27 protein-coding genes are annotated in these 24,976 nt (G+C 41.1%); 8 read left to right on the top strand and 19 right to left on the bottom strand.

The annotated features are described in order from the left end of the window. Positions 1-15: 15 nt before the first annotated feature. The 12 genes from gmk to CVT14_RS04440 form a co-directional block, all read right to left on the bottom strand. Positions 16-627: a guanylate kinase gene (gmk, locus tag CVT14_RS04385; protein WP_009294763.1), complete on the bottom strand. Its 612-nt coding sequence runs from the start codon at positions 625-627 to the stop codon at positions 16-18. Continuing rightward, positions 628-2,184: a hypothetical protein gene (locus CVT14_RS04390; protein WP_021088673.1), complete on the bottom strand. Its 1,557-nt coding sequence runs from the start codon at positions 2,182-2,184 to the stop codon at positions 628-630. A gap of 56 nt (positions 2,185-2,240) precedes the next feature. Then, entirely contained in the window at positions 2,241-3,002 is a 762-nt protein-coding gene (gene fliR, locus CVT14_RS04395) for a flagellar biosynthetic protein FliR (RefSeq protein ID WP_107849796.1), read from the bottom strand. Between the two features lie 90 nt (positions 3,003-3,092). Next, a complete protein-coding gene (locus tag CVT14_RS04400; protein WP_002941236.1) occupies positions 3,093-3,737 on the bottom strand; it encodes an ABC transporter ATP-binding protein in 645 nt (214 codons plus the stop codon). Next, positions 3,737-4,801 (bottom strand): translation elongation factor Ts, encoded by a 1,065-nt coding sequence (gene tsf / locus CVT14_RS04405; RefSeq protein WP_021088631.1) that lies wholly within the window; start codon positions 4,799-4,801, stop codon positions 3,737-3,739. Before tsf ends, CVT14_RS04400 begins: the two co-directional genes overlap by 1 nt. After that, positions 4,801-5,589, bottom strand: coding sequence for a 30S ribosomal protein S2 (gene rpsB / locus CVT14_RS04410; protein ID WP_002941277.1), 789 nt, complete (start codon positions 5,587-5,589; stop codon positions 4,801-4,803). Before rpsB ends, tsf begins: the two co-directional genes overlap by 1 nt. A 160-nt stretch (positions 5,590-5,749) precedes the next feature. Further along, positions 5,750-6,787, bottom strand: coding sequence for a hypothetical protein (locus CVT14_RS04415; RefSeq protein ID WP_021088606.1), 1,038 nt, complete (start codon positions 6,785-6,787; stop codon positions 5,750-5,752). Between the two features lie 193 nt (positions 6,788-6,980). Beyond that, positions 6,981-8,123 (bottom strand): beta-aspartyl-peptidase, encoded by a 1,143-nt coding sequence (gene iadA / locus CVT14_RS04420; RefSeq protein ID WP_021088662.1) that lies wholly within the window; start codon positions 8,121-8,123, stop codon positions 6,981-6,983. Positions 8,124-8,133: 10 nt separating this feature from the next. After that, the gene (locus tag CVT14_RS04425; protein ID WP_021088625.1) at positions 8,134-8,343 is read right to left on the bottom strand and encodes a hypothetical protein; all 210 of its coding nucleotides are present in this window, start codon (positions 8,341-8,343) and stop codon (positions 8,134-8,136) included. Further along, positions 8,333-9,052, bottom strand: coding sequence for a polyphenol oxidase family protein (locus CVT14_RS04430; RefSeq protein ID WP_021088634.1), 720 nt, complete (start codon positions 9,050-9,052; stop codon positions 8,333-8,335). Before CVT14_RS04430 ends, CVT14_RS04425 begins: the two co-directional genes overlap by 11 nt. Positions 9,053-9,062: 10 nt before the next feature. After that, a complete protein-coding gene (locus CVT14_RS04435) occupies positions 9,063-9,677 on the bottom strand; it encodes a riboflavin synthase (RefSeq protein ID WP_021088687.1) in 615 nt (204 codons plus the stop codon). 102 nt (positions 9,678-9,779) lie between these two features. Next, entirely contained in the window at positions 9,780-10,688 is a 909-nt protein-coding gene (locus tag CVT14_RS04440) for an AraC family transcriptional regulator (RefSeq protein WP_107849797.1), read from the bottom strand. A 271-nt stretch (positions 10,689-10,959) separates the two neighbouring features. Here CVT14_RS04440 and CVT14_RS04445 point away from each other — a divergent pair, with 271 nt between their 5' ends. From CVT14_RS04445 to CVT14_RS04460, 4 genes are all read left to right on the top strand, one after another. Next, complete coding sequence (locus CVT14_RS04445) at positions 10,960-11,934, top strand: alpha/beta hydrolase (protein WP_234403115.1); 975 nt, start codon at positions 10,960-10,962, stop codon at positions 11,932-11,934. A gap of 45 nt (positions 11,935-11,979) precedes the next feature. After that, on the top strand, positions 11,980-13,128 hold the full coding sequence (locus CVT14_RS04450) for an iron-containing alcohol dehydrogenase (RefSeq protein WP_107849799.1): 1,149 nt from the start codon (positions 11,980-11,982) through the stop codon (positions 13,126-13,128). A 17-nt stretch (positions 13,129-13,145) separates the two neighbouring features. Next, positions 13,146-13,562, top strand: a complete 417-nt coding sequence (locus CVT14_RS04455) for a cyclophilin-like fold protein (protein ID WP_051257412.1) — start codon at positions 13,146-13,148, stop codon at positions 13,560-13,562. A gap of 130 nt (positions 13,563-13,692) precedes the next feature. Continuing rightward, positions 13,693-13,959, top strand: coding sequence for a hypothetical protein (locus tag CVT14_RS04460; protein ID WP_021088605.1), 267 nt, complete (start codon positions 13,693-13,695; stop codon positions 13,957-13,959). 436 nt (positions 13,960-14,395) lie between these two features. Here the strand turns inward: CVT14_RS04460 and CVT14_RS04465 are convergent, their stop codons facing one another. The 7 genes from CVT14_RS04465 to gpmI form a co-directional block, all read right to left on the bottom strand. Then, positions 14,396-15,238 (bottom strand): YwqG family protein, encoded by an 843-nt coding sequence (locus CVT14_RS04465; RefSeq protein ID WP_021088578.1) that lies wholly within the window; start codon positions 15,236-15,238, stop codon positions 14,396-14,398. A gap of 11 nt (positions 15,239-15,249) precedes the next feature. Further along, positions 15,250-16,104: a CbrC family protein gene (locus tag CVT14_RS04470; RefSeq protein WP_021088615.1), complete on the bottom strand. Its 855-nt coding sequence runs from the start codon at positions 16,102-16,104 to the stop codon at positions 15,250-15,252. 203 nt (positions 16,105-16,307) lie between these two features. Further along, positions 16,308-17,243 (bottom strand): acetyl-CoA carboxylase carboxyl transferase subunit alpha, encoded by a 936-nt coding sequence (gene accA, locus CVT14_RS04475; RefSeq protein WP_021088665.1) that lies wholly within the window; start codon positions 17,241-17,243, stop codon positions 16,308-16,310. A gap of 1 nt (position 17,244) precedes the next feature. After that, complete coding sequence (locus CVT14_RS04480) at positions 17,245-18,456, bottom strand: beta-ketoacyl-ACP synthase II (RefSeq protein ID WP_021088583.1); 1,212 nt, start codon at positions 18,454-18,456, stop codon at positions 17,245-17,247. A gap of 34 nt (positions 18,457-18,490) precedes the next feature. Then, positions 18,491-18,724, bottom strand: coding sequence for an acyl carrier protein (acpP, locus tag CVT14_RS04485; protein ID WP_002941395.1), 234 nt, complete (start codon positions 18,722-18,724; stop codon positions 18,491-18,493). Between the two features lie 86 nt (positions 18,725-18,810). Beyond that, positions 18,811-19,554 (bottom strand): 3-oxoacyl-ACP reductase FabG, encoded by a 744-nt coding sequence (gene fabG / locus CVT14_RS04490; RefSeq protein ID WP_021083753.1) that lies wholly within the window; start codon positions 19,552-19,554, stop codon positions 18,811-18,813. Between the two features lie 36 nt (positions 19,555-19,590). Continuing rightward, a complete protein-coding gene (gene gpmI / locus CVT14_RS04495) occupies positions 19,591-21,054 on the bottom strand; it encodes a 2,3-bisphosphoglycerate-independent phosphoglycerate mutase (RefSeq protein WP_107849800.1) in 1,464 nt (487 codons plus the stop codon). Between the two features lie 79 nt (positions 21,055-21,133). On the opposite strand from gpmI, the gene mraY reads away from it, so the two are divergent. The 4 genes from mraY to CVT14_RS04515 all read left to right on the top strand — a co-directional run. Beyond that, the gene (gene mraY, locus CVT14_RS04500; RefSeq protein ID WP_107849803.1) at positions 21,134-22,198 is read left to right on the top strand and encodes a phospho-N-acetylmuramoyl-pentapeptide-transferase; all 1,065 of its coding nucleotides are present in this window, start codon (positions 21,134-21,136) and stop codon (positions 22,196-22,198) included. Positions 22,199-22,201: 3 nt separating this feature from the next. Then, positions 22,202-22,717: a hypothetical protein gene (locus CVT14_RS04505; protein ID WP_107849801.1), complete on the top strand. Its 516-nt coding sequence runs from the start codon at positions 22,202-22,204 to the stop codon at positions 22,715-22,717. A 4-nt stretch (positions 22,718-22,721) separates the two neighbouring features. Continuing rightward, complete coding sequence (murD, locus tag CVT14_RS04510; RefSeq protein WP_107849802.1) at positions 22,722-23,939, top strand: UDP-N-acetylmuramoyl-L-alanine--D-glutamate ligase; 1,218 nt, start codon at positions 22,722-22,724, stop codon at positions 23,937-23,939. Positions 23,940-24,088: 149 nt separating this feature from the next. After that, positions 24,089-24,976, top strand: an 888-nt coding sequence (locus tag CVT14_RS04515; protein WP_159071746.1) for a hypothetical protein, incomplete at its 3' end; no start/stop codon positions are given.

The raw sequence follows: 24,976 nt of genomic DNA on the forward strand, positions 1-24,976 counted from the left end.
TAAATTCCTGAATTTCTAACAATCTATCCACTCGTCGATGACGTTTCTTAAGTTAATCTTAGCACTTTTTAACCTCATCGCCCGGAGGATCGATTTTAGCCCTTTATAGCTCTTTTCTATATCATCATTTACTAAAAAATAATCATACTCTAAAATATGCTCCATCTCTCCAACTGCGTTCATTAAGCGGTTCTCTATCGTCTCGTCACTATCTGTTCCGCGGTTTTTCAAGCGCCTTTTTAGCTCTTTTTTATTTGCAGTAGTTATAAAAACCGAAGTGATGTAGCTTTTAAATTTCTCAAGTGCGATGTGAAAACCCTGCACATCAATGTCAAATATCACTATCTTTCCAGCTTCAAGTGCTGCTAAAACTGGCTTTAGGCTCGTGCCATAATAGTTTTTATGCACCTGCGCCCACTCTAAAAACTCGCCTTTTTCTATGCCGCTTTTAAATTCATCTTCTTTTATAAAATAATAATCCACCCCATCAACTTCGCCTTCTCTTTTGGCTCTTGTTGTGCTTGAGATAGAAAAATATAGGTCTTTCTCTTCCTTTAAAAGACGACCCAAAAGCGTGCTTTTACCGCTTCCACTAGGTCCCGAAACTACTAAAATTTGTCCTTGCAACTACTTTTCCTCGAAACTTATATTTATCTTGATATTCATATCTTTTAGCACATCTCTTAGCGAGCTCTCATTTAGCGACTCGTGGACGTGTTTTGTGATCTTTTTAGTTAGCTCTTCTTTGTAGTCTTCTTTTGCATTATTTTTTGAGCTTGTTTGAGGCATATCTTTTAGTCCAAATGCCGCTAACATCGTGTTTTCATCTATGTCATCTATCGATGCCACGTCAAAATTTAACTCACTTGATGCCGTGTCTTTGCTCTCTTCTTGTGCGTTTTCTTCTTGAGCATTTTCTTCTTCAAAAGTTTCGTCCGCAAGGCCTAGATCTTCTTTGGCTTCTGGCTCACTCACATCTTCTAGCTCTTCTACTGGCATCTTGCTAGAAGCATTTTCGCTATCACTAGGCTCTAAATCTTCTAGCTCCTCACTTGAAATTTCATCCAAAGCCTCTTCTTCTATATCCTCTTCTGCTTTTTCATCATCTACTTGAATTTGCTCTTCATCAGCATTAGAAGTCTCATCTAAATTCTCCTCATCTTTAGGCTCATCTTCCAAATTTATCTCATTTTCAAGGCTATCTTCATCATCAAATTTAGCTAGCTCGTCTAAATTTAGCTCTTCTTGCTCTAAATTTTGAACATCTAGCTCAGTATCGTCTAAATTTTTATTTTCTTCGTCAGCCTCTTCGCTATTTAGCTCTTCATCAAGTGAATCGATCTCACTAAGCTCAAATTTACTCTGATCTATCTCGTCAAGCTCACTACCCGCATTCTCATCATCAACCAAGCCTGCAACGTCATTTTGGCTAATAATATCATCTAAATTTTTATTTAGCTCTTCATCTGCTTCAGACTCTTCTGGCATATTTTCTATCTCATCGACAAGCGCGCTAAGCTCTGCTAGATCGCCATCTTTGCTCTCTTCGCTCTCATTTGCATCACTTATCGCTTCGCTAGTCTCTTCATCCACGCTCTCATCAGCAAGGTCTTCGCTAGCAAGCTCTTGCAGGTCCTCAAACTCTTCTAAAGACTCCACATCGCTAGCTTCATTTTCCTCTTGCAAGTCGCTCTCGTCTGCCTCCTCACTTGGGCTATCTATGCCACTTTCTAAAAGCTCTTTATCAAGGTCTGCGAAATTTTCTAAATTTGTATCGATATCAGGCAGCTTAAATCCTGACATCTCGTCAAAATTTATAGCCTCGTCGCTAAAATCACCAAAGTCGCTTTCGCCCTGCTCACTAGCATTTTGCTCGGCAGCTGGCTCATCTTTTGGGATATTTTGCTCAAAAACACTTATAAATTCAGTCGGTAAAAATGGTTTTTCAAGCATCAAAGTAGCAAATTCTGGTTTACTCTCGCCACGACTTGCTAGATACATCACCTTTTTATCTGTAGCTAGCTCGCTACTATCCACGTCACTGTCGATTATGATAAAGTCAAACTGAGCATCGTCAAATCCATTTAGATCCTCAAATTCGCTATATTCGGTGCCGATTTTATTCAGACTTAAAGTTATCAGACGTGAAACTGCTGGATTTTTATTTATTAGAGCAACTTTCATCATCCCTCCTTGTAATAGTAAAAGCCTATTCTATGATAAATTTCATTGCTATTTTCTTAAAAAAACAGAGCCGGTAGATCATTTATCACTTTTAAAAGTAGGTCGCTCATTATCTTCATAATGCCTGCTAAAATGGCTATCAAAACAGAAAATCCGATCGTCACCTTAATAGGGTAGCCGATGACTAGTAGGTTAAACTGCGGCATCGTCTTCATGAGCATGCCAAAGATAGAGTCTGAGAGCAAAGAGAGGGCGATGATGGGAAATGACATGATAAAGCCAAACATAAACAAATTTGTAAATAAATTTATCGCATAGCTCATGATGCCAGGGCGTGGATAAAAATCGCCAAGCGGTACAACTGCAAGCGAGCTAGCGTAAAACTGAAGGAGCAAATGGTGACCGTCAAAGGCTAGAAATGTTAGTAGCGCGATAAAATTTATAAGGTTTGCAATAACTGGAGAGTTTGTGCCAGTTTGCGGATCAAGCACCGACGCCATCGAAAAGCCCATGACCATCGAGATTTGCTCCCCTGCCATTTGAAGCGTGGCAAAGATGATGGTTAGCATGAGACCGGCACTTAGTCCCAGCATAACCTCGCCTAAGATCTCGCCGATTAAGAAATTTATAGAGTTTTCATGAGCTTTTGAGATGGGAAATAGTACGACGCAAAGAACAAAAACTAAAAGCGTTTTTACGCTAAGTGGAATTTGATTGTGCGAATAAAAAGGAAAAAAAACGATGAGACCGCTTAGGCGTGCGAACAAAAGCATAAAAACTATTGTCCTATCGGCTCCAAAAAATTCTACTAATTCCATTTTGCTCTTTTAAATTTTTTACTAATTTTACAAAATTTTACTTTGTTTTTTAAATTTAAGCGGTAGTTTTTAGAAATTTGAAGCTAAATTCTAAGAAATTTGCACAAGCTCTTTGTTCTCAAGCTTGTATGAGTTATCGCATTTCGCGGCTAGGTCGTTGTCGTGAGTGACTAGAACAAGAGCAGCATTGTTTTCATTTATATAGTCAAACAAAACTTGCATCACTTCATTTGCTGTTTGCTTATCAAGGTTGCCAGTTGGCTCGTCCGCAAAGATGATCTTTGGCTTTTTTGTAAGCACTCTAGCGATACTCACACGCTGCTGCTGACCGCCACTTAGCTCGCCAACTTTTTGGTTAATAACGCTTGAAATTTTAAGCGCTTCAAGATCATTTTTTTCTATATTTTCGCCAGATAAGATGCTTGCAAGCTCGATATTTTCATAAGCGCTAAAACCTTTAAAAAGATAGTGTGACTGGAAAATAATGCCAAAATGAAGCCTTCTAATGGCCAAAAGCTCGTTTTGAGAAAGCTCATAGATCGATCTATCTTGGTAGATGACCTCACCAAAATTTGGCTTTAAAAGTGTTGAAAGTATGTGTAAAAGTGTTGATTTGCCACAACCGCTAACGCCAGTTATCGCGATGCTTTGTTTTTGATTGAGAGTTAAATTTATATTATTAAAGAGCGTATAATCATACGCAAAGCCTAGATTAGACGCTCTTAAAATTTCCATTAGCCTATTTGAGCAGCAACTTCTGCAGCAAAGTCATCTACTTTTTTCTCTAAGCCTTCGCCAAGCTCGAAACGAACGTATTTTACGATCTCGATCTTGCCGCCAAGCTCTTTGCTCTTCTCTTCGATAACTTGTTCGATAGTCTTTTTATCGTCCATTACATAAAACTGACCTAAAAGTGTGAGGCGTTGGTCAAGCACTGTGTTATCAGCGTAAAATCTCTCGATCTTACCAGGGATGATCTTGTCCCAAATTTTCTCAGGTTTGCCCTCAGCTTTTAGCTCTTCTTCGATCGCTTTTGTAGCTTTCGCAAGCTCAGCCTCACCTATCTGGCAGCGGCTAGCATACTCAGGGATGTGGTGAAGTGGCTTGCCTAGGCGTTTTAGCTCTTCATTTTCTTTTTCAAGCTCAGCGCGAAGTGCGATAAATTCTTTCTCAACAAAATCTTTATCAAGGTCTTTGTAGCTTATAACGCTTGGCTTCATAGCAGCTGCGTGCATACATAAATTTCTTATAAATTCAGCTGCTTTGTTTGCAACTTCAGCACTTTCGCAAGCTGCACCGATAAGCACGCCAACACGGCCATTTGAGTGAACATATCCATTTACCACGCCCTTATCATCAGCACTAATAGTCTCAAAGCGACGAACTACAAGGTTTTCACCGATAGTTGCGATCTGAGTTTTGAAATATTCTTCAAATTTAACCCCATTTAAAGTGCTTGTATTTAGCTCTTCAACTGTTTTTATGCCACTTGATTGGATATGAGCTGTTGCGTCTTTTGCAAGTGCTTGAAACTGTGGGTTTCTAGCAACGAAGTCAGTCTCAGAGTTGATCTCACTAATAGTTGCTTTTTTGCATTTTGAGCAAACTTCAACACTTACTAAGCCCTCGCTTGCAAGGCGGTCAGCTTTTTTAGCAGCTTGACCTAGGCCTTTTTCACGAAGTATATCAACAGCTTTTTCCATGTCGCCATTTGCTTCGCCAAGTGCCTTTTTGCAGTCCATCATACCAGCTCCGGTTGATTCACGGAGCTCTTTTACCATTTGTGCAGTTATTTCCATTACTCTTCGTCCTCGCCAAAGTCTTCTTCGCTCATAGCCTCAGCTACAACTGCGTCTTTCTCATCTTGGCTTACTTCTTCGCCAGCAGCTTGCTCGCCACCATCTTGCTCAAGAAGTGATTTGCCTTCGTTGATAGCCTCAGCCATCTCTTGGCAGAAAAGCTGAACAGAGCGGATCGCATCGTCGTTTCCTGGGATAGGATAATCAACAACGTCAGGATCGCAGTTTGTATCGATCGGTGCTACAACTGGGATTTTTAGGCGGTTTGCCTCTTGAACAGCGATCTTTTCTTTAACTGTATCAACAACAAATATCATATCAGGTAGGCTTTTCATGTTGCGGATACCGCCTAGAGTTGCGATAAGCTTCTCTTTTTTGCGGCGAAGCATCAAAGCCTCTTTTTTAGTTAGTAAATTTATCGAGCCATCTTCTTCCATAGTCTCGATAACTTCTAGTTTGCGGATAGACTGGCGGATAGTACCAAAATTTGTCATCATACCACCTAACCAGCGGTGATTTACATAAGGCATTCCGCATTTTTCAGCGTACTCTTTTATAGCGTCGATAGCTTGTTTTTTAGTACCGACAAATAGCACTGATTTGCCTTCAGCAGCTGCGTCACGAACGATGTTGTAAGTGTAGCGGAAGTAGCGGATAGTCTTTTGTAGATCTATAATATAGATACCTTTTCTCTCGCCAAAGATAAATTTTTTCATCTTTGGGTTCCAGCGGCGTGTTTGGTGACCAAAATGTACGCCACACTCTAATAAATCTCTCATAGTTACCATGAGTTTCTCCTTGTTTTAGGCATTTTGCCTTGAAATTTAGTTTTATCCTCCACGACCATTAATGCTCTCGCACAACCAAATTTAGGATTGTCGTGTGTGAAATAAAGCTTGGATTTTACTAATTTTTTTATAAATTCAAGCTTTATATAATAACAAAGTCTTATTTTTGCAAATTCTCCACTTGTTTACTATTGATTACTTTTTGAATTTCTAATTTTTCCCAACCTAGAAATTTTTGCCAATCCATGCAGCCACCAGCAAAACCAAGAAAGAAAGCAAAAATAGCAATCAAAATAGTAGTAATACTAACAAATTTTTGAAAACTCTTTTCTCTTTTTCTATCTTCAATTTTATTTAATTCATTTTGTATATAAAATTTTTCTCTTGATAATTCTAAATTTTCATCAACTTGACTACACTTTCCAAACATAGTATTTAATTTTTTATAAAACTCTATCAGCCCTACTTTTAAAACTGCATTTCTTGATTTAATTTTAAATTCCAACAAATTCTCTCTTGCTTTTAAAACAGATTTCAAATCATTAATATTGTTAGTCAGCGTTTTACTAAGTTCACTAGTATATTTCATAACAAGATATAAAAAAACAACGACTACTTCACAACCTTTATTTAGTTGATTAAAAAAAGGATTTTTTATCTTACTAATAAAAACAATCCCTTTTTCACTATAAAATATATTGTGTGTATTATCTAAGTCTAGGAAATCGTAATTCCCCAATTTATCTATCTCAGAACTAACTTCTTTATCATACTCATTGAGTTGTTCATCTTCTCTAAAAATTGTAATAAAGTGCTCATAATAAATTCTGTCATCGGCTAGCACATTTAAAATAAAAAGAATATTTTCCTTTTCAAAATAAATAAAAGTATCACTATAGGGTATTTTTCTATTTATGTAGCTATCATTTAGTTTTAAATTTTTTACTTCTTTTTTAAAGTCTTCTTTCTTTTCTTTCTCTATTGTATAAGTTTTGCACACTGTTCCATCACAAAAAATTGCAGAATTATTAAAAAAAGAAGTGCCATCTTTCTGTCTATAGGCAAAATTACTAAACTTAACATCAAGTTTATCGTTTAAAAAATTGATAAATTTTTCATCTATTACCTGATACACTCCATATCTTATGTTAATCAATGGTTCTTTATTATTATCTAATGCATAAATTTGCTCATCCATATTTAGTCCTTGTATAAAATATCCTTTTTAAAAAATAATGTATTTTATTCTGGTTATTTTTAATTTTTACTTAACTTACATTAATAAAATATTTAATATATTAATTTACAGAATTTCACTCATAAAAGCCTATAAAATCGGTATGTATGAGCATATAAAAAGATATAGTAAATTTACTATATCTTTAAGGATATTAATTTTCAAAAAAGCCTTTTTTTACAACCTTTTCATCCTTGACGCAAAACTCGCCTTTTGCGATCACATCATATAAATTTAGCTCCTCGTCAAAGACACAAAGATCAGCGTCATTGCCGACTTTTATCTCGCCTTTTTGGCTTAAATTTAGATATCTCGCCACGTTTTTGCTCATCAAAGCTAAAGTGTCTTCTATCTTTAAAATTTTATTTCTTACCAAAGCTTGCAATACCTCTAAATTTGACGCGCATGACGCACAGCCATATCCCACTAGCTCGCCATTTTCGTTAAATTTAGGCACGCTGCCGTTGCCATCAGAGCTCATCGTTAGGCGCTCTAAATTTAGCCCATTTTCAAGGCCGTAAGCTACCACTTCGTGAAGTGGGGCAAATTTACTTCCACCGCTTGTGATATCGACGTTTCCGCCCATTTTTTGAAATTTCAAAGCCTCGTTAAACAGGTCTTTCGTCCTAGCGCAGTGCGTCGGCGAGAAGTAATGAACTGGGAATTCGTAGTCTTTTATCACCTTAAATACGTTGTCAAATTTCTCGCTTAAAGCACCCATGTGCATGTGAAGCACGCCACCTTTTTTAGAGACCATGCCGCCTATGCGTATCTTGCTTAGAATTTTAATGAGCTCCTCTTTTGAGACGTAGCTGCTGCGGTTATCAGTCAGTGCGATCTTTACGCCGATCACTTTGTCGATTAGTATGAGATCCTTTGCGATGTCGCCAGTAAATGTCACACAGGGGCTTGCGTATGAGCCGGTGTGGATGAAGGTTGAGATGCCCTCAAACTCGAGCGCTTTTGCTTTGGAGTAGAGATTTTCCAAGCTTCTAGTGACACCATCAGTCCCCAAAACGCCAACAAGCGTCGTAGTGCCGTATTTTACGATCTGGCTAAGCGTGATCTCAGGCGTTCTTGAGTGATATCCAGCCTCGCCGCCGCCACCCGTGATATGCACGTGCTGATCAATGAGACCCGGAGCTAAAACCTTACCCTTTAGGTCATAACTTTCAAGCCCTTCTACGCTAAAGCTTAACTCCTCGCCGATGGCTAAAATTTTACCGCCACCTACCAAAACATCGCGCTTACCAAGAAATTTTGGCGTGTATAGATTAGCATTTTTAAGCAAAAGCATATTTTCTCCTTTATTTGCTAAGTTGTACTTTTTCTTCTATCTCCATCAGTTTTATAAAAATTTGCTCGATATTTTCCCTATCCACGGCGCTTAGCTCCAGTTTTTTTGAGCTAAGTAGCATCTGCACAAACTCTTCATTCATAAGCTGCTCGAAGCCCAAATTTCTAGCGTTTTGAGCTATTTTTGCCGCTAGTGGATTTTTAAAGCTCTCATATCCCATTTTTATCCTTAAATTTCACTGCAAACCCGCAAAATCTACCGCACACGCCGTCTCTTCGGTATGAAAAATATCTCTCGTCGCAGTGCGTGCAGACCTCGCTAAAGTTTAAATTTCTAACCCCAAGTGCCTTAAATTCATCTCTCAAGGCTGCGTTCATATCAAAATTTCTACCTATCTTATATGCGTTAAATTCCCCAAGGTCAAGCTCGCCCACCTCGTAGCAGCCGCCTTTTATATTTGCTCCGACAAAGACGCTCATCTCGCCCGCTCTTGAGCCAAATTTCTCGCCCATAAGTGTAACTGCTTTTGTGCAAATTTTTAGCGTAACGCCAGCTCTGCCCGCATGAGCCACGCAGATAGCGCCCTGCCTCTCATCTATCATCACAACCGGCGAGCAGTCAGCCACCAAGACGCAGATGCCAACATCACTTAAATTTGTGATCACAGCGTCGCACTCTGGTAGCTCATCCTCCTCATTTTCAAGGACAAAAACCTTGTCCGAGTGGATCTGCTTCATAAATTTAAGCTGCCTAACGCCCAAATTTCTAGCTAAAATTTCTCTATTTTTGATGACATCTTTTGGCTCATCGCCCACGTGATCGCCTAAATTTAGCGAGCTAAATTTACCTTCGCTCACGCCGCCAAGCCTATTTGTAAAGCCAGCCGTGATGCCATTTCTATCAAAAACGATCTCTAAATTTTCACGCATCTTCGCTCGCTTAGTAGAGGCTTGAAATTCTCTCGACCTCATCCCAGCTAAGGCTGCCATTTTGCTTAGCCTCAAGCATCCTAGCCACGTAGCGAGCCAGCAGGTCGCTCTCGATATTTACGCGTCTGCCGACCTTGAAAGTACCAAAAAGACTATCTCTAAACGTGATCGGTATGATAGTTAGCCTTATGCCCTTTGGCAAAATTTCATTTATCGTTAGACTCACGCCCTCAACGCCCACCGAGCCCTTGTTTGCCATGAGAGCCATCGCCTCACGTGGCAGGTCTATGTAAAAATCAACTCCATTTTCATGCTTTTTTATAGCCGAGATCACGCCGATAAAGTCGATGTGCCCTTGCATCAAATGCCCATCCACACGCTCTCCAAGCTTTATCGCAGGCTCGATATGCACCAAGCCACTTAAATTTTCAACCGCGACATTTGCCCTGCTCTCTGCGCTTAGCTCCACGCTAAAGCCATCATCATATAGTTTTATGACACTTAAGCAAGCACCATTTACTGCGATGCTGTCGCCTAAATTTGGGCGAAATTTAGCCTTTAGCCGTAAAACATTTTGCGAGTAGCTAATGACCTCGGCAAGCTCCCTGATTAAGCCATTAAACATATTTTGCCTTTAAATTTTTTAAGGATTTTACTAAATTTTGCCTAAATTTGGCGCATGGATAGATTTGCTAGTTTTGTGAAATTTAAACCGCACTAAATAAATTTATGACGCCACGCCAGAGCGTAAAATTTCGCTATGAACTTTAGGCGGCATGCCAAACATCCTTGCGTATTCGCGGCTAAACTGCGACGCGCTCTCGTATCCCACGTCAAAAGCAGCCTGCGCAACGCCGATATTTTTATTTACGAGCAGGTTTTTAGCCTCTTCAAGGCGGATCTTTTTTTGAAATGCTACTGGGCTTAGCGAGGTTACGATTTTAAAGTTATGATATAGCGAAGACTCGCTCATATCGCACTCTCTAGCGACATCTTTCATATTTAATTTTTGCGAAAACTCGTTTTTTATCTTTGCTACGGCTTTTGAAATTTTATTTGAAACGCTGCCTTGCATCGCAAATTTACTTAAAAAATAGCCGCTTTTATCGTTTGTTGCGAGCATGTAAAGTATCTCTTTTTTGGCAAGGTCTGAGAGAAATTTGACCTTATCTTTTGGCTTTTCTAGTAGCCAAACAAACCTCAAAACAGGCTCTAAAATCTCATCCGTTAGCTCGCCAAAAAATATGCCTTTTTCGCTTTTTTGCAAGCTTTGCTCTTTTACGTCCACGCCCTTTAGCACTTCATAGACCTCATCTAGGCTAAATTTAATGCAAAGCGAGATATAAGGCTTCTCTTTTGAGGCGTCTGTTAGGCTTACATTTAAGGGCACATGAGTAGAGGCTAGCGCGTAGGTTCGCTCGTCATATCCATACATCTCATCGCCAAAGCCGATTGCCTTTGCTCCCTGCAGTATTATGCATAAAGACGGCTCATAAACTGTACTGATAAAATCATGCGTTTTATCGCTGATATAAAAGTCAAGCGAGACAATGTCGCTTTGCGCAGATCCCGCTATGCCGTATCTATCTAATAAAAACTCTTTTGTCTGCTCTTTTAGCAAATTTACATCAGCCATTTTTGCGCTCCCCAAGTCAAATTTTGCAAAATTATACAGCTTTTTAGAAAATTTGCAGGATTAGGCATGAAATTTAGAGGATCGTTCTAACGTAAAATTTACAATACAGATATAATGCATCACAACAAAAGGGTATGCGGGACAAGTAAAATCCAAAGCTCGCCAAAATATCAAAAAATTTATGTCGGCGCTTGTAGCGTCAAGTTTTATTTTAGGAGGCAATTTAGTGGCTAGCACAAACGTAGTAAAATCACCGCTAGAGGCGGTATCGATGGTAAGCGAGTGGGACAAAGTTTTCACTAAAAGCGATAAGGTAGATCACAAGAAAGTTAAATTTAAAAATCGTTATGGTGTTGAGATAGTAGGCGATCTTTATACGCCTAAAAATTTGCATGGCAAAGCAGCTGCGATCGCAGTTAGCGGACCTTTTGGCGCAGTCAAAGAGCAATCAAGCGGCCTTTACGCCCAAACTTTAGCCGAGCGCGGCTTTATCACGCTTGCCTTTGATCCAAGCTACACCGGAGAGAGCGGCGGCGAGCCAAGAAATTTAGCAAGTCCAGAGATAAACACTGATGATTTTAGCGCAGCGGTGGATTTTCTAGGCACCAAGAGTAATATAGATCGAGATAAAATCGGCATTTTAGGCGTATGCGGCTGGGGCGGTTTTGCTCTAAATGCAGCTCTAGCAGACCCTCGCATAAAGGCGGTTGCGACCAGCACTATGTATGATATGACGCGAGTGATGGCAAAAGGCTACAACGATAGCGTGGGCGCCGATGAGAGATATGAAACTAAAAAGAAGCTAGCCGAACAACGCTGGGTAGGTGTCCAAAATGGCAAACCAGCATATACTGGTGCGATAAACGTTGATCCAAAAAAGATAGACGCGAGCACGCCGCAGTTTATTGCTGAATATGCGGACTTTTACCGCACGCCGCGCGGCTATCACAAACGCTCTGTAAATTCAAACAGCGGAGAGAGCGGCTGGATAGTTACAAATCCTATCTCGTTTATAAATATGCCGATCCTTGCCTACGCAAGCGAGATGAGAACTCCAACTCTTATCGTAGCCGGCGAGAAAGCGCACTCAAGATACTTTAGCGAGGACGCCTTTAAATCTCTTGGCAATAAAAATAAAGAGCTAGTTATCGTCCCTGGTGCCGTGCATACAGACCTATATGACAATAAAAATAACAAGATCCCATACGATAAATTTGAGGAATTTTTCAAAGCAAATTTGAAATAAACCGCTGCCCCTGCACCTTGCGGGGGAAATTTAAAAAGGAAAACAATGGAAAATTTTACATTTTATAACCCAGTAAGAATAGAATTTGGCAAAGGCAAAGAGGCTCATATCGGCGAGTATATGAGAGAATTTGGTGCTAAAAAAGCCCTTGTGCTATACGGCAGTGAGCGCGTAAAAAAGAGCGGTCTGCTTGGCGTAGCTACCGATAGTCTAAAGGCAAATGGCATCGAATTTACTGAGCTTGGCGGCGTGAAGTCAAACCCGGTACTAAGCAAAGTAAATGAAGCGATCAAAATAGCCCGTGAATTTGGCGCTGATAGTGTGCTGGCTGTTGGCGGTGGCTCGGTGCTAGACTCTGCAAAGGCAGTCGCTGCCGGAGCTAAATATGATGGCGACGTATGGGACTTTTTCGTAGGTAAAAATCCGGCCGAGTCGCTCATGGTATTTGACATCATCACGCTAGCGGCAACTGGCTCTGAGATGAATCAAAACGGCGTCGTGACCAACGAAGCTGCTAAACTAAAGCTTCATCTGGGCGCGCCGTGCCTTTTCCCAAAAGTATCTGTCGTAAACCCGCAGCTACAAGCCACCGTCAGCCGCGACTATCTAGTTTATAGCGCAAGCGACGTTATCGCGCACAGCATCGAGGGCTATTTCACAGCTACAAACTATCCGCTAATCGCCAGAATGCAGGTAGAAGCAAACATCAAAACTATCATCCGAACGACTGAAATTTTACTTGCAAACCCTGATGACTACGACGCTAGAGCTGAGTTTGCCTGGGCTGCGACGATGGCGCTAAATGGCATAACTATGGTCGGTACTTCAGGCATCGAGTATCCAAACCACATGATCGAGCATGCGATGAGTGCGGTAACAGACTGTGCGCACGGAGCTGGACTAAGTGTGGTTATGCCTGCGTGGATGAAGTGGTATAAGGATAGAAATTTAGGCGTATTTGAGCGTTTTGCGAGGGAAATTTTTGGGCTTAAAACGGCAGATGAGGGCATAGAGGCGCTAAAAGCGTGGTTTGACAAAATAGGCACTCCAACAAGACTATCGCAGCTAAAGATAGATAGCGAGGCGCTTATAAATGAGATCGCGGGTGTTGCCTATGAAAACGCAAAGGCGTGGGCGATGCAAGAGCTCTATCCAAAGAAAAATATCGTCCAAATCCTTGAACTGGCAAAATAAATTTAAAGTGAGTCAAAATGAGAAAAATTTTAGCTATCTTTATGCTTTTTGCGGGGTTAAATTTGGCAGCAGGAGAGAAAATGCAAAATTTAAAGATAATCCTAAAGAGCTCTAACGGCGAAGCGACGGCTATCCTAGACGATACGGCAGCAGCAAGAAGCTTTGCCGCACAGCTACCGCTAACGCTAAATTTAGAGGACTACGGCGGACACGAAAAGATCGCTAAGCTGCCAAAACCGCTTGATACAAGGGGCGCTCCGAGCGGCAGCGACGGCAAAAAAGGCGAGATCTCCTACTTTGCTCCGTGGAACAACTTTGTCATCTACTACGGCTACCAGCCCTATTATGAGGGCATCGTGCGCTTAGGCGTGATCGAGGGCGATGTGAGTTCGGTCGCAAAAGACGGGCAGATCAAGATCGAGCTAGTAAAATAATATAAATTTTAGGCGGTTTTTGGATTTTGACTTTGAATTTGTCATTAAATTTACAGCCATATAAGTAAAGTTCTTAAAAATTTAAGCACGGTGGCGTGCTAAATCGCAAAAAATAAACAAAGAAGAAAAGATGCAAGAAGCGCAAATTTTGGTTAAAAAAGAAGATCTCGCCGTCTATGACAAGGTGAGCAATAAAATTTTTGCAGGCGGTCTGCCAAAAGTCACGCTGCTTTTTGACGCGACGCCTTATGCAAACGCAGGAGCAGCGCTAGTGCATTTTCCGCGTGGAGTTCGCACGGCGTGGCATACACATCCCGCAGGGCAAAATTTACACTGGCGCAGCGGACAGCAAAAAATAACGTGGATAAAGCATTTAAATGAAAAAATACGAAATTGATCAAAAATTTATCTTTGATTTTGGTATATTTTATTTGCCGATGACGATAAAAAGATCTTATGCGGTAAAATGAAGCACTTTGTGCAACAGGACTAACTTTTTAGTGGTTGCACCAAAAAAATGCGAGTATAGCTAAAATATTGCAAAAATTCACTCAAAGAGCGAGATGATTAGCGAGCAGAAATTTAAAGAACATAAGGGTACTGGAAATTTTAGTGATGAGCCGCTAGCTTGGTAGCAAAAGTCGCTTGCAAGGTAAATTTAACTGGCGGTAAATTATAAAAAATTTAAATTTGATCTAGCCAGTATAAATTTCACATACCATTTGCCTTTAAATTTACACGCTCTAGTCGCAAAATTTAGATAGCGTACCAAAAACAGCAATAATAATTTTACTACTAGACGCATATCAAAAGCTTTTGGCTAAATTTCGCCCCTAGCTTGTCTGCAAAACTAGCCACGTCTTGCTAAAGTCACGCGCCGCTAGGTCGTCCCTCTTTATCCACAGATAAACTCTGCCCTCTCCGTCCCAGTCCATGTCGCTATCCCAGTCGCTATCTATCTGCAAAAGCAGCTGCCACTGGGCGGCATTTTTCTCAAACTCCGCGATATTTGGGTGGTGATAAGCGCTACCATCGCCGCAGTCAAGGCCGTTTGCCACGAGCTCGCACTCTAGCTCCATGCCGTCTTGAATGTTGTCAGAGTGACCAAGTAGCTTGTTTTCTTTGGCCTGCCAGCTTGGCTCGATAACCTCGTGATAGGCCTCCCACTCCTCCTCGCTAAATTTGCCAAATGGCACGAGCGAGCTTTGCAAACTTGGCAAATTTAGCTCGTTTTTAAAGCTAAGAGAGCGTGCGCCAAATGTGAAATTTCCGCCCTCCATGTTTTGGCGAGCAAGCTGGTCTTGAGCTGCCTCACTAAAGATCACAGCAAAGCCCTTTTTATCAGCAGGGTCGTAACCCCAAACACGCAAATTTATATCATAAAAAAGATAGAGCATGCCACTTTTTGGTAGTAACCCGTCGGTGTCAAATTTGCTGACTTCAGCAAAATTTATCTGCGCCACAAAGCTAAGCGCGCCGTTTTCATTTGAGGGCCAAGGCACGCTAGCTGGTAGATCTGGCTGCCCGCCAAATTTAGACGTTCCAACAGCGATATCGCCGTCATCTTTAGCCTGCGCATCTATCTTTATAGCATTTTTGGCCATTGGCTTTAAGAACTCAAAAAGCCCATCCAAGCCGCGCTCTTTGCAGCCTTTATAAATTTCATTTAGATCCATATTTTTCCTTTCTAGCAAGCATCAATGTAGATGTGATACTTTTTGCAGTGCAAGCAGCGAAACAAATACCCAGCAAAGTTGCCGCCTGCGACAAGCAGCTCGCGAGCCATTTTCACGTCGTAATCGTCCCTTTTTGCATAGTCCGCAAATACCTCGTCTGCGATGCCAAGCTCCTCAAGCTCCTTCGTGCCCACATCGCCCAAAAATGCGCAATAATCATCACAGCACGCCACCCAGTGCTCACCCTGCCAGCTCTCATAGCCTGGTGTTCTTTCAAAGAGCTCCTCATCTTTTTTAGCATCATCCGTGGCAAGCTTGTCGGCGCCCTGCACAAAGGTAGCGTCAAATTTCTTAGCAGCTTCGCCATTTGCGATGCAGGCTGGGCAAAGATAGGTGACGTCTTGCTCGCTATAGACGCCATTGTTGTAATAAATTTCTGTGTTTTTGCCGCAACACTCGCAAATGACACTCATATCATCTTTAAATGCGCCAGTTTTTAATGGCTCTGGGTGATAGCGAAATTTTGGCAAGGTGGCAGCCTTTGCCTTTTGAGCTAAAATCTGCTCTTTGCTCTTTGGCCTTGGCACCGCCCATTTATCACCCTCATCCAAAAACTGCGCAAGGTAGCCAAGCGTTTTTAGCTGTTTTTTGTCGTTTTTATCGAGTATCTTTAAAAGTAGCTCGTAAGCACTCTTTTGCATAGACAAAAGCTGATAAAGATCTACCAGAACTTTCTTTGCCTGCATATCCTCGCTTGCCTCAAGCTCTTCTTTGAACTGATACAAAGCCTCCACGCTCGCCGCATTGCCGTTATTTTTGTAGTAATCTTTTGAAAGCTTTATATATTTTTCTTGAAATTTATCCACAAATAGCCTTTATGAAATTTGCTAAGAATTTTAGCTTTAAAGACTTAAAAGTCGCATAGATGAGTTATTAAAATTTAAAAGAGTGGGATAAAAATATGAAACTATTTAATTTTTAAAATTTAAAGAAAGGCATATCAAATTTAATGTAAGAGAGAATCACAAGCGAATTTACTTAAATTTCAACTCACTTGCGACTGTAAATTTTACTCTTCATAAGCCCCGATAGAGAGGATTTTATCTATTCTTTTTGCGACAAGCTCGTTTATATCAAGCTTCTCAAGCTCGGCTAGCTCTGAGATGAAGTAGTTTGCAAGTGCTTTTGCAGCACCGTCTTTATCTCTATGAGCTCCATTTATCGGCTCGTTTATCACGTCATCTATAAGCGATAAATTTTTTAAGTCATCAGCCGTTATCTTCATAGATTTTGTGGCCTGCTCTTGTTTAGCTGGGTCGTTCCAAAGTATCGCAGCACAACCCTCTGGTGAGATGACTGAAAAGACAGAGTTTTTCATCATAGCAAGTCTATCAGCCACACCAATAGCTAAAGCGCCGCCACTTCCGCCTTCACCGATAACGACAGCTATTATTGGAGTTTTTAAATTTGCAAATTCAAATAAATTTCTAGCTATGGCCTCACTTTGACCTCGCTCTTCAGCGCCAACACCAGGATATGCGCCCGGAGTGTCTATCAAAAATAAGATAGGTAGGTTAAATTTCTCAGCCAATTTTGCTACGCGTAAAGCCTTTCGATAACCCTCCGGATGAGGCATACCAAAATTTCTTTTTAGTTTATTTTTAGTGCCACGACCTTTTTGCTCGCCTATAACGACAGCCTTTTTGCCTCCGATATAGCCGATGTAGCAAACTATCGCTGGGTCGTCGCGAAATACCCTGTCGCCATGGATCTCATAGCCATCAACTAAAAATGAATTTATATAATCAATAGCATATGGTCTATCTGGGTGACGAGCAAGTTGTAAACGTTGATATTCGTTTAAATTTTTATATACTTTTGATATCTCTTTAGATAGGTTCTTATTTAAAATTTCAACAGCATGTTCATCGCCTCTGATCTTAGCATTTGCTATATCTTCATCAATTTGCTTTATGCTCTTTTCAAAATCTAAATAATTTGACATCTTAATCCAACTTTTTAAATATCACGACGCCGTTTGTTCCGCCAAAGCCAAATGAGTTGCTCATAACAGCTTTTATATCAGCTTTTCTAGCTTTATTTGGAACGTAGTCTAGATCACAGTCTGGATCTGGCGTTTCGTAGTTTATCGTTGGAGGGATGATGCCATCTCTCATTGCCATTATAGATATGACAGCTTCGATCGCACCAGCACCGCCTAAGCAGTGTCCAGTCTGACCTTTGGTTGAACTAACTGGTGGGCACTTATCACCAAAAACAGCCTTTAACGCAGCTGTCTCATTTTTATCATTTACTGGTGTTGAAGTACCATGTGCATTGACATAGTCTATCTTTACGCCTTTTGCCATATCAAGTGCTTGCTTCATCGCGCTTAATGGGCCTTCAAGTGTTGGTGATGTGATGTGGTGTGCATCTCCGCTCTCACCAAATCCAACTACTTCAGCGTAAATTTTAGCACCTCTTGCAATAGCTGACTCATACTCTTCAAGCACAAGTGCGCCAGCACCTTCGCCCATGACAAAGCCATCACGGTTGGCGTCAAATGGCCTTGATGCCTTACTTGGCTCATCGTTTCTAGTTGATAGCGCTTTCATCGCCGCAAAACCACCTATGCCAACACCGCAGATAGTTGATTCAGCACCGATAACTAGCATATTTGTTGCCTGACCGATCATTATGCATTTTGCAGCTTGTGATATCGCATGAGTGCTTGCCGCACAAGCTGTTACGCTTGATAAATTCGGACCTTTTAGTCCGTGGTTTATTGAAACTATGCCACCTAGCATATTTACAAGTGCAGATGGGATGAAAAATGGCGAAATTCTCTTTACGCCTTTTTCAAAATATGTGATTGAGTTTTTCTCAATATTTGGCAAGCCGCCTATACCAGCTGCTGAACTAACGCCAAATTTATGAGCATCAAACTCCTTAAAATTTGCATCAGCCATAGCTTCGTTAGATGCTTTTATGCCAAGCTGTATGAAACGATCTACTTTTTTCACCTCTTTGCCGTCTAAAATGCTATTTGGATCAAAATCAGTTATCTCGGCAGCAATTTTAACAGGGAATTCGCTTACATCAAAGCTCGTGATCTCTTTCACACCTGTTTTACCCTCGCAAATAGCCTTAAAAGAGCTCTCTTTATCAAGACCAAGTGCGTTTATCATGCCAATACCAGTTACAACGACTCGTTTCAATACATCTCCTTAAATCAAACTATGCAAATTTAAATTATTTGCCTAGTTTTTCTATATAATTTACAACGTCTTGAATGCTTACTAATTTCTCTGCTTCGCTATCAGGAATTTCTACTTCAAATTTCTCTTCTAAAGCCATAACTAGCTCTACAACGTCAAGTGAATCAGCGCCTAAATCTTCGATGATTTTAGACTCTAGCTTTACCGCTTGTGGATCTACGCTTAGTTGCTCTACAACTACGTCTCTTACGTCTTCAAATACTGCCATTTAAGGTCTCCTTATAAAAAATGTCTGTTATCTTATAATATTTACGCTTTTATTTATTTTAAATTTCAAAACTTGTTGAAATTTCATTACATATAAAGTCCGCCGTTTATTTTTAGCGTCTCGCCAGTCACGTAGCTCGCGTGATCACTTAGTAAAAATGCCACAGCCTCGGCCACCTCGCTAGCACTGCCAAAGCGTTTTAGCGGGATATTGTCGCTATAAGTTTTTTTCACCTCATCACTTAGCCCATGCGTCATATCAGTCTCGATAAAGCCCGGAGTTACGCTGTTAAAGCGGATATTTCTACTTGCGCCCTCTTTTGCAAAGCTCTTACTCATGGCGATTAGACCGCCCTTGCTGGCTGAATAATTCACCTGTCCAGCATTTCCCATCTCACCAACGATAGATGCGACGTTTACGACTGCTCCGAAGCGCTTTTTACTCATCACTTTTAAAGCCTCTCTACATCCTATGAAAGCTGAAGTTAAATTTGCATTTATCACATCTGTAAATTCGCTAGTTTTCATGCGAAGCGCTAGCTTGTCATTTGTGATGCCAGCGTTATTTACGAGGTAGCTTAGCTCGCCGTCGCTATCAACTATCAAATTTATACCTTTTATAAACTCATCTTCGTCTGTCGCGTCAAATTTTATCACTGCAGCCTTGCCGCCATTTTGCTCGATCTCAGCCTGCAAAGCGTCTGCTATCTCAGGCTTTGAGCGGTAGTTTATCCACACTTTTAAGCCCATATTTGCAAGCGTCTTTGCGATCTGTGCGCCGATACCTCTACTTGCACCTGTTATTAGCACGTTTTTTCCGCTAAATTTCATAGATTCTCCTTATAAATTTTGCTTATATTATCAAATTTAAAATAACGCCTCGTCCATCTCAGCTGGGATCTCAAGCCCCATGAGCTTTAAAACGCTTGGCGCAATGTTATTTAGTCCGCCATTTTTTAGCTCTTTAACTCCCTCAGCCATCACAAAGCAAAAGACGTCATAGGTAGTGTGATTTGTCAGTATCTCACCGCTGCTATCACGCATCTCTTCGCAGTTTCCGTGGTCACTCGTGATGATCATAGCGTAGTTTTTCTCTTTTGCCTTGGCGTAAATTTCTCCAAGAGCCCTATCCACCGCTTCGACTGCCTTTATAGCGGCCTCGTAGTTGCCAGTATGTCCCACCATATCGCCATTTGCGAAATTTACCACGATAAAGTCTTGCTCATCATCCATGCCCTTTAGCACGGCTTTGCAAACCTCAGCAGCGCTCATCTCTGGCTTTTCGTCGTAGGTTTTTACTTTTGGACTAGGGATGAGCACCCTAGTTTCGTTGCTAGCTAGCTCCTCGACGCCGCCATTAAAGAAAAATGTTACGTGGGCGTATTTTTCAGTCTCAGCCGTGTGAAGCTGCCTTAGTCCAGCAGCCGCTATGACCTCGCTTAGGGTGTTTTTTATCTTTTCATTTTTAAATAGCACTTCAAATTTAAAATTTGCGTCGTATTCGGTCATGGTGATAAGATTTTTGATAGCAAAAGGTCGCTCAAACTCGCTAAATTTCTCTTCACCTAGAGCCTGGCAAATCTCTCTTGCCCTATCATTTCTAAAATTTATTACGATCACGCCGTCATCTTCGCTCATGCCACTAAAGCCATTAAAGCTTGCTGGCTTTACAAACTCGTCTGTCACGCCCTCATCGTAGCTTTTTTGTAGATACTCACTTGGCGTTAAGCTGCTTAAATTTGCTCCCCCCACCAAGCTATCATAGGCCTCTTTTACGCGCTCCCAGCGTTTATCCCTATCCATCGCGTAAAATCTCCCACAAACCGTCGCTACCTTAAATTTAGCCTCTAAGCTTTTTATAAAATTTAGACCGCTATTTGGGCTAACGTCGCGTCCGTCGGTTATAGCGTGGGCAAAAACTTCGCAGCCACTTTTGCTAGCAAGCTCGCACATGCCATCAAAATGCTCCATATGAGAGTGCACACCACCGTCGCTATAAAGCCCTATGACGTGGATCTTTTTGCACTTTTTAAAAAGGGCTTTTAGCGCTTCATTTTCTGCTAGCGAGCCGTCATTAAAGCTGCGTGAAATTTTGACTAAATTTTGATACAAAACTCGACCGCTTCCTATACACATGTGCCCTACTTCGCTATTTCCCATCTGCCCTTCAGGTAGTCCCACAGCGTTTCCAGAGGTTTTTATGAGTGAGTTTGGAATTTCTTTAAAAAATTTATCGTAGTTTGGCTTTTTGGCCGCCTCAAATGCGTTAAATTTGCCATTTTTGTTTGATCCAATGCCATCAGTTATTATAAGTATAGTCTTTTGAGCCATTTTTAAATTTTATCCTTAAATTTAGATAATTTTTAAGGCCATTATACTAAAATTGCTTTTTTTTAAAATAAAGGCCCCTATGTTTTACTATATCTATGAAATTTTAAATTTTAATATCTTTCAGTATATCACCGTTCGCGCTGGCATCGCGTTTTTCATAGCATTTATCTTGACAGCTTATCTGATGCCTAAATTTATCGCTTGGGCAAAGGCAAAAAACGCCGCCCAGCCTATCTACGAGCTTGCCCCGCAAACTCACCAAAAAAAGGCCAAAACGCCAACCATGGGCGGACTTGTCTTTGTCTTTACAGCTGTGATCGCCACGATCATCTGTGCTAGGCTTGATAACGCCTTTGTGCTAGCATCGCTCTTTTGCCTAGTTTGCTTTACTCTGCTTGGCTACAAGGATGATTACAGCAAAATTTTAGGTGCGAAAAACCACGCCGGCCTAAGCCCAAAAGCAAAGCTCTTTTTTCAGTTTCTCATCGCCTTTTTGCTCGCAGCATTTCTCTACTTTAGCAAAGAGCTAAACACCGAGTTTTACCTGCCATTTTACAAGCAGCCGATCTTTGACATGAAAATTTTTGCCATTTTCTTTTGGACGCTAGTCATCGTCGCAGCCTCAAATGCGGTAAATTTAACAGACGGACTTGACGGACTTGCCGCCGTGCCATCGATATTTTCACTTCTAACACTTGGCGTTTTTGCCTACATCTGTGGCCACGCTGTCTTTAGCTCGTACCTACTTTTACCAAAGATCGCAGGCGTTGGCGAGAGCGTCGTCGTAGCCTCTGCGCTCATTGGCTCGCTCATGGGCTTTTTGTGGTTTAACTGCCATCCGGCTGAAGTCTTTATGGGCGATAGCGGCAGCTTAAGCGTTGGTGCATATATCGGTTTTATGGGCATTGCGACCAAAAATGAAATTTTGCTCATCATCATCGGCCTCATCTTTGTCGTAGAGACGCTTAGCGTCATCTTGCAGGTGGGTAGCTTTAAAATTTTTAAACGCAGAATTTTTCTCATGGCGCCTATACATCACCATTTTGAGATAAAAGGCTGGGCGGAAAATAAGATCATCGTGCGCTTTTGGATCATCGCGCTTTTGGCAAATTTGATCGCACTAACGGCGTTAAAGATCAGGTAGATCATGCGAGCGCAGATAGAACCTGACTTTGAGAGTGCTAGAAAAAAGTATGATGAAATTTTGGAGCAAATTTTAGCCTACACCGACTATTGCGACGAATTTGGCGATGAGGACGGCGAAGAGTACCGCAAGGTAGAGCAGCGTCTAGCCAAGATAAGCGGCAAAGATATGAGTAAATTTAGCCTGCACGAGTGGTGGGAGGCTGAGGGCGCTGAAAATCTCGCCTTTGACATCGCTTTGCCAGAGCCAAAAGTGGTGCCAGATATAACAAAAGACGAACTTAGCGTGATCGTGGAGCGTATGTTGGCGCCTGTGCCTGAATTTAATGATGATTTTTTAGAGGCATTTTATGTAAGAGTGACATTTGCCTGCAAAGGTGCATATTTTGCAGAGTTTTTAAAGCTAAATTTTGCCAAAACCTTTAGCTTTGAGCTCTTTGAGCGCCGCGAGATAGAGGGCGTGATGCGTGAGCTTAGCGCTAACGAGATAGTAGAAATTTTATGGGGCAAAAGAGGATAAAAGCATGAGAAAATCACTATTTGGCTATGGTGGCACGACAAAGGCTATCGCTAAAAACTTCGTAAATGACGGGCTTTGGGACATCTATGACGATAAATTTAGTGAAGCTTCAAAGGATGAGTTTGGCAATGCTCTTTTACCAGTTAGCGAATTTGACCCAGCAAAAAGCGGTCTAGAGATACCAAGCCCTGGCATCCCGCCTCACCACGAGCTTGTCAAAAAAGCTAAAAATTTGATCAGCGAATATGACTATTTTTATGAAATTTATAAGGCACATTTGCCATTTAACGTCTGGATAAGCGGCACAAACGGCAAGACGACGACCACAAAGATGATGCAGCACCTGCTAGAGAGCAAGGGCTCAGTGATGGGCGGAAACGTCGGCATCGCGCTAGCAAATTTAGACCCGCACGCTAAAATTTGGATACTTGAGACTAGCTCATTTACCCTGCACTACACAAAGCACGCAACGCCTGGCATCTACGTGCTTTTGCCGATCACTCCAGACCATCTAAGCTGGCATGGCAACATGAGCGAGTATGAAAAGGCAAAGCTAAAACCGCTTGCTAGCATGAGCGAAACAAGCGTGGCGATAGTGCCTGAAATTTACGCTAAAACGCCTACAAAGGCCAAAGTGATCACCTATAAAGATGAGAGCGATCTGGCTAAATTTTGCGCTGTAAATTTGGACGATATAGCCTTTAAAACGCCGTTTTTACTTGACGCACTGTTGGCACTGGCGGTGGAGAAAATTTTATTTGACCGCTGCGATGTGGGGCTTTTAAACACATTTGTTATTGAAGCAAACAAGCTTGAAGAATTTACTGATAAGATGGGTCGAACCTGGGTAAATGACACAAAAGCGACCAACATTGATGCGAGCATACAAGCTGTGAAACGCTACAAAGATCACTTCATGCACCTAATCTTAGGTGGCGATGACAAGGGCGTTAGCATGGATGAGCTATTTGAGATTTTAAAGGATCTTAAGGTTAAAATTTACGCCATCGGCTCAAACAGCGACAAACTTATGAATTTAGCTGTTAAATTTAACGTGCCTGCTCTAAAATGCGACTTTTTACAAAACGCTGTAAATGAGATAAGTAAAGAGCTTAAAAATGGCGAGATAGCGCTTCTAAGCCCAGCAGCTGCGAGCCTTGATCAGTTTAAGAGCTACGCCGAACGAGGAGATAAATTTAAAGAGTTTATAAGGGCTCTTTGAGTTTAAGCTATTTTTTAGACCTTGGCGTTTTGTCTAAATTTTGACACTAAATTTAAAGAAAAAAGCAAAAATTTTCTCTATAAGAGTTTTTTATTGAATACTTTTTAAGTTTATGCTAATATTTGGCAAAAAAATTAAGGAAGAATTTTATGCCAATCACCCCTAGAAATGATGCAAATTTTAAAGAAAACTTAATAGATATCATCAAACTATCATATAGCGCCGACATCAATAAGCCTTTCATCTCTGGTGACAAGCTACTTATGGGATATAGCTTTAGTTTAAAAGACGATCTAGACGCGATATGCACTCAAATTTATGGTGCCAACAAAGCAAAAGTGATCGAGGCTATTAGAAAAACCATAACCAACACTACAAGTAAAACCGTGGTTTCAAAGATAGATACAGAAAAGCTTTTTAACGATATAAATATTGCTGCAAGGGCCGCTTACGCAAAGGCATCTGGCAGCGCTGGCGCAGAGTTGCCTGAGTTTAAATTTAGCCAAGATGAGCAGTTAAATGCCATTTTAGAGTCAAAGCTAAAGCCACTAGTGGCTGATATAAGAGATAAATTACGTGGCTCGTCACTTGCAAATTTAGAAGAGGTCAAGCTCACTTCATCTGGGACGTCTAATGTCTCAAAAGAGCATGTAGCACTTCTTGCCCTGCTTCACATAAGTAGCAAGAAAAATATCGACCCAGCTTTAGCAAAATACATCAAGAGCAAAAGTCGCTTTAAAGCGTGGTTTTGGCTAGCTCACGAGAGCTTTAGCGGTGACAATCCACATAACCTTAAACTTTTAAGAAAAAAGATCTCAGCTCAGTTTGGCCTTTACGAGTCAGACGAAAATAACAAAGCTCTAAGCGACTCGTCTAGTGCGGCTAGTATGGAGCGCGTTAGCTTTGGCGAGTGCATAGACATCTTTACCCACCTAAATATCTCTAAAGCTATGTATGTCGCAAAACACAAAAACGGCAAAGAGCACAAAGAGGACGTCACACACTTAGAATTTATGCAAAAAGACGAAGAGAGATCA

The sequence above is a fragment of the Campylobacter concisus genome (assembly GCF_003048445.1).
GTDB classification, from domain to species: domain Bacteria; phylum Campylobacterota; class Campylobacteria; order Campylobacterales; family Campylobacteraceae; genus Campylobacter_A; species Campylobacter_A concisus_BF.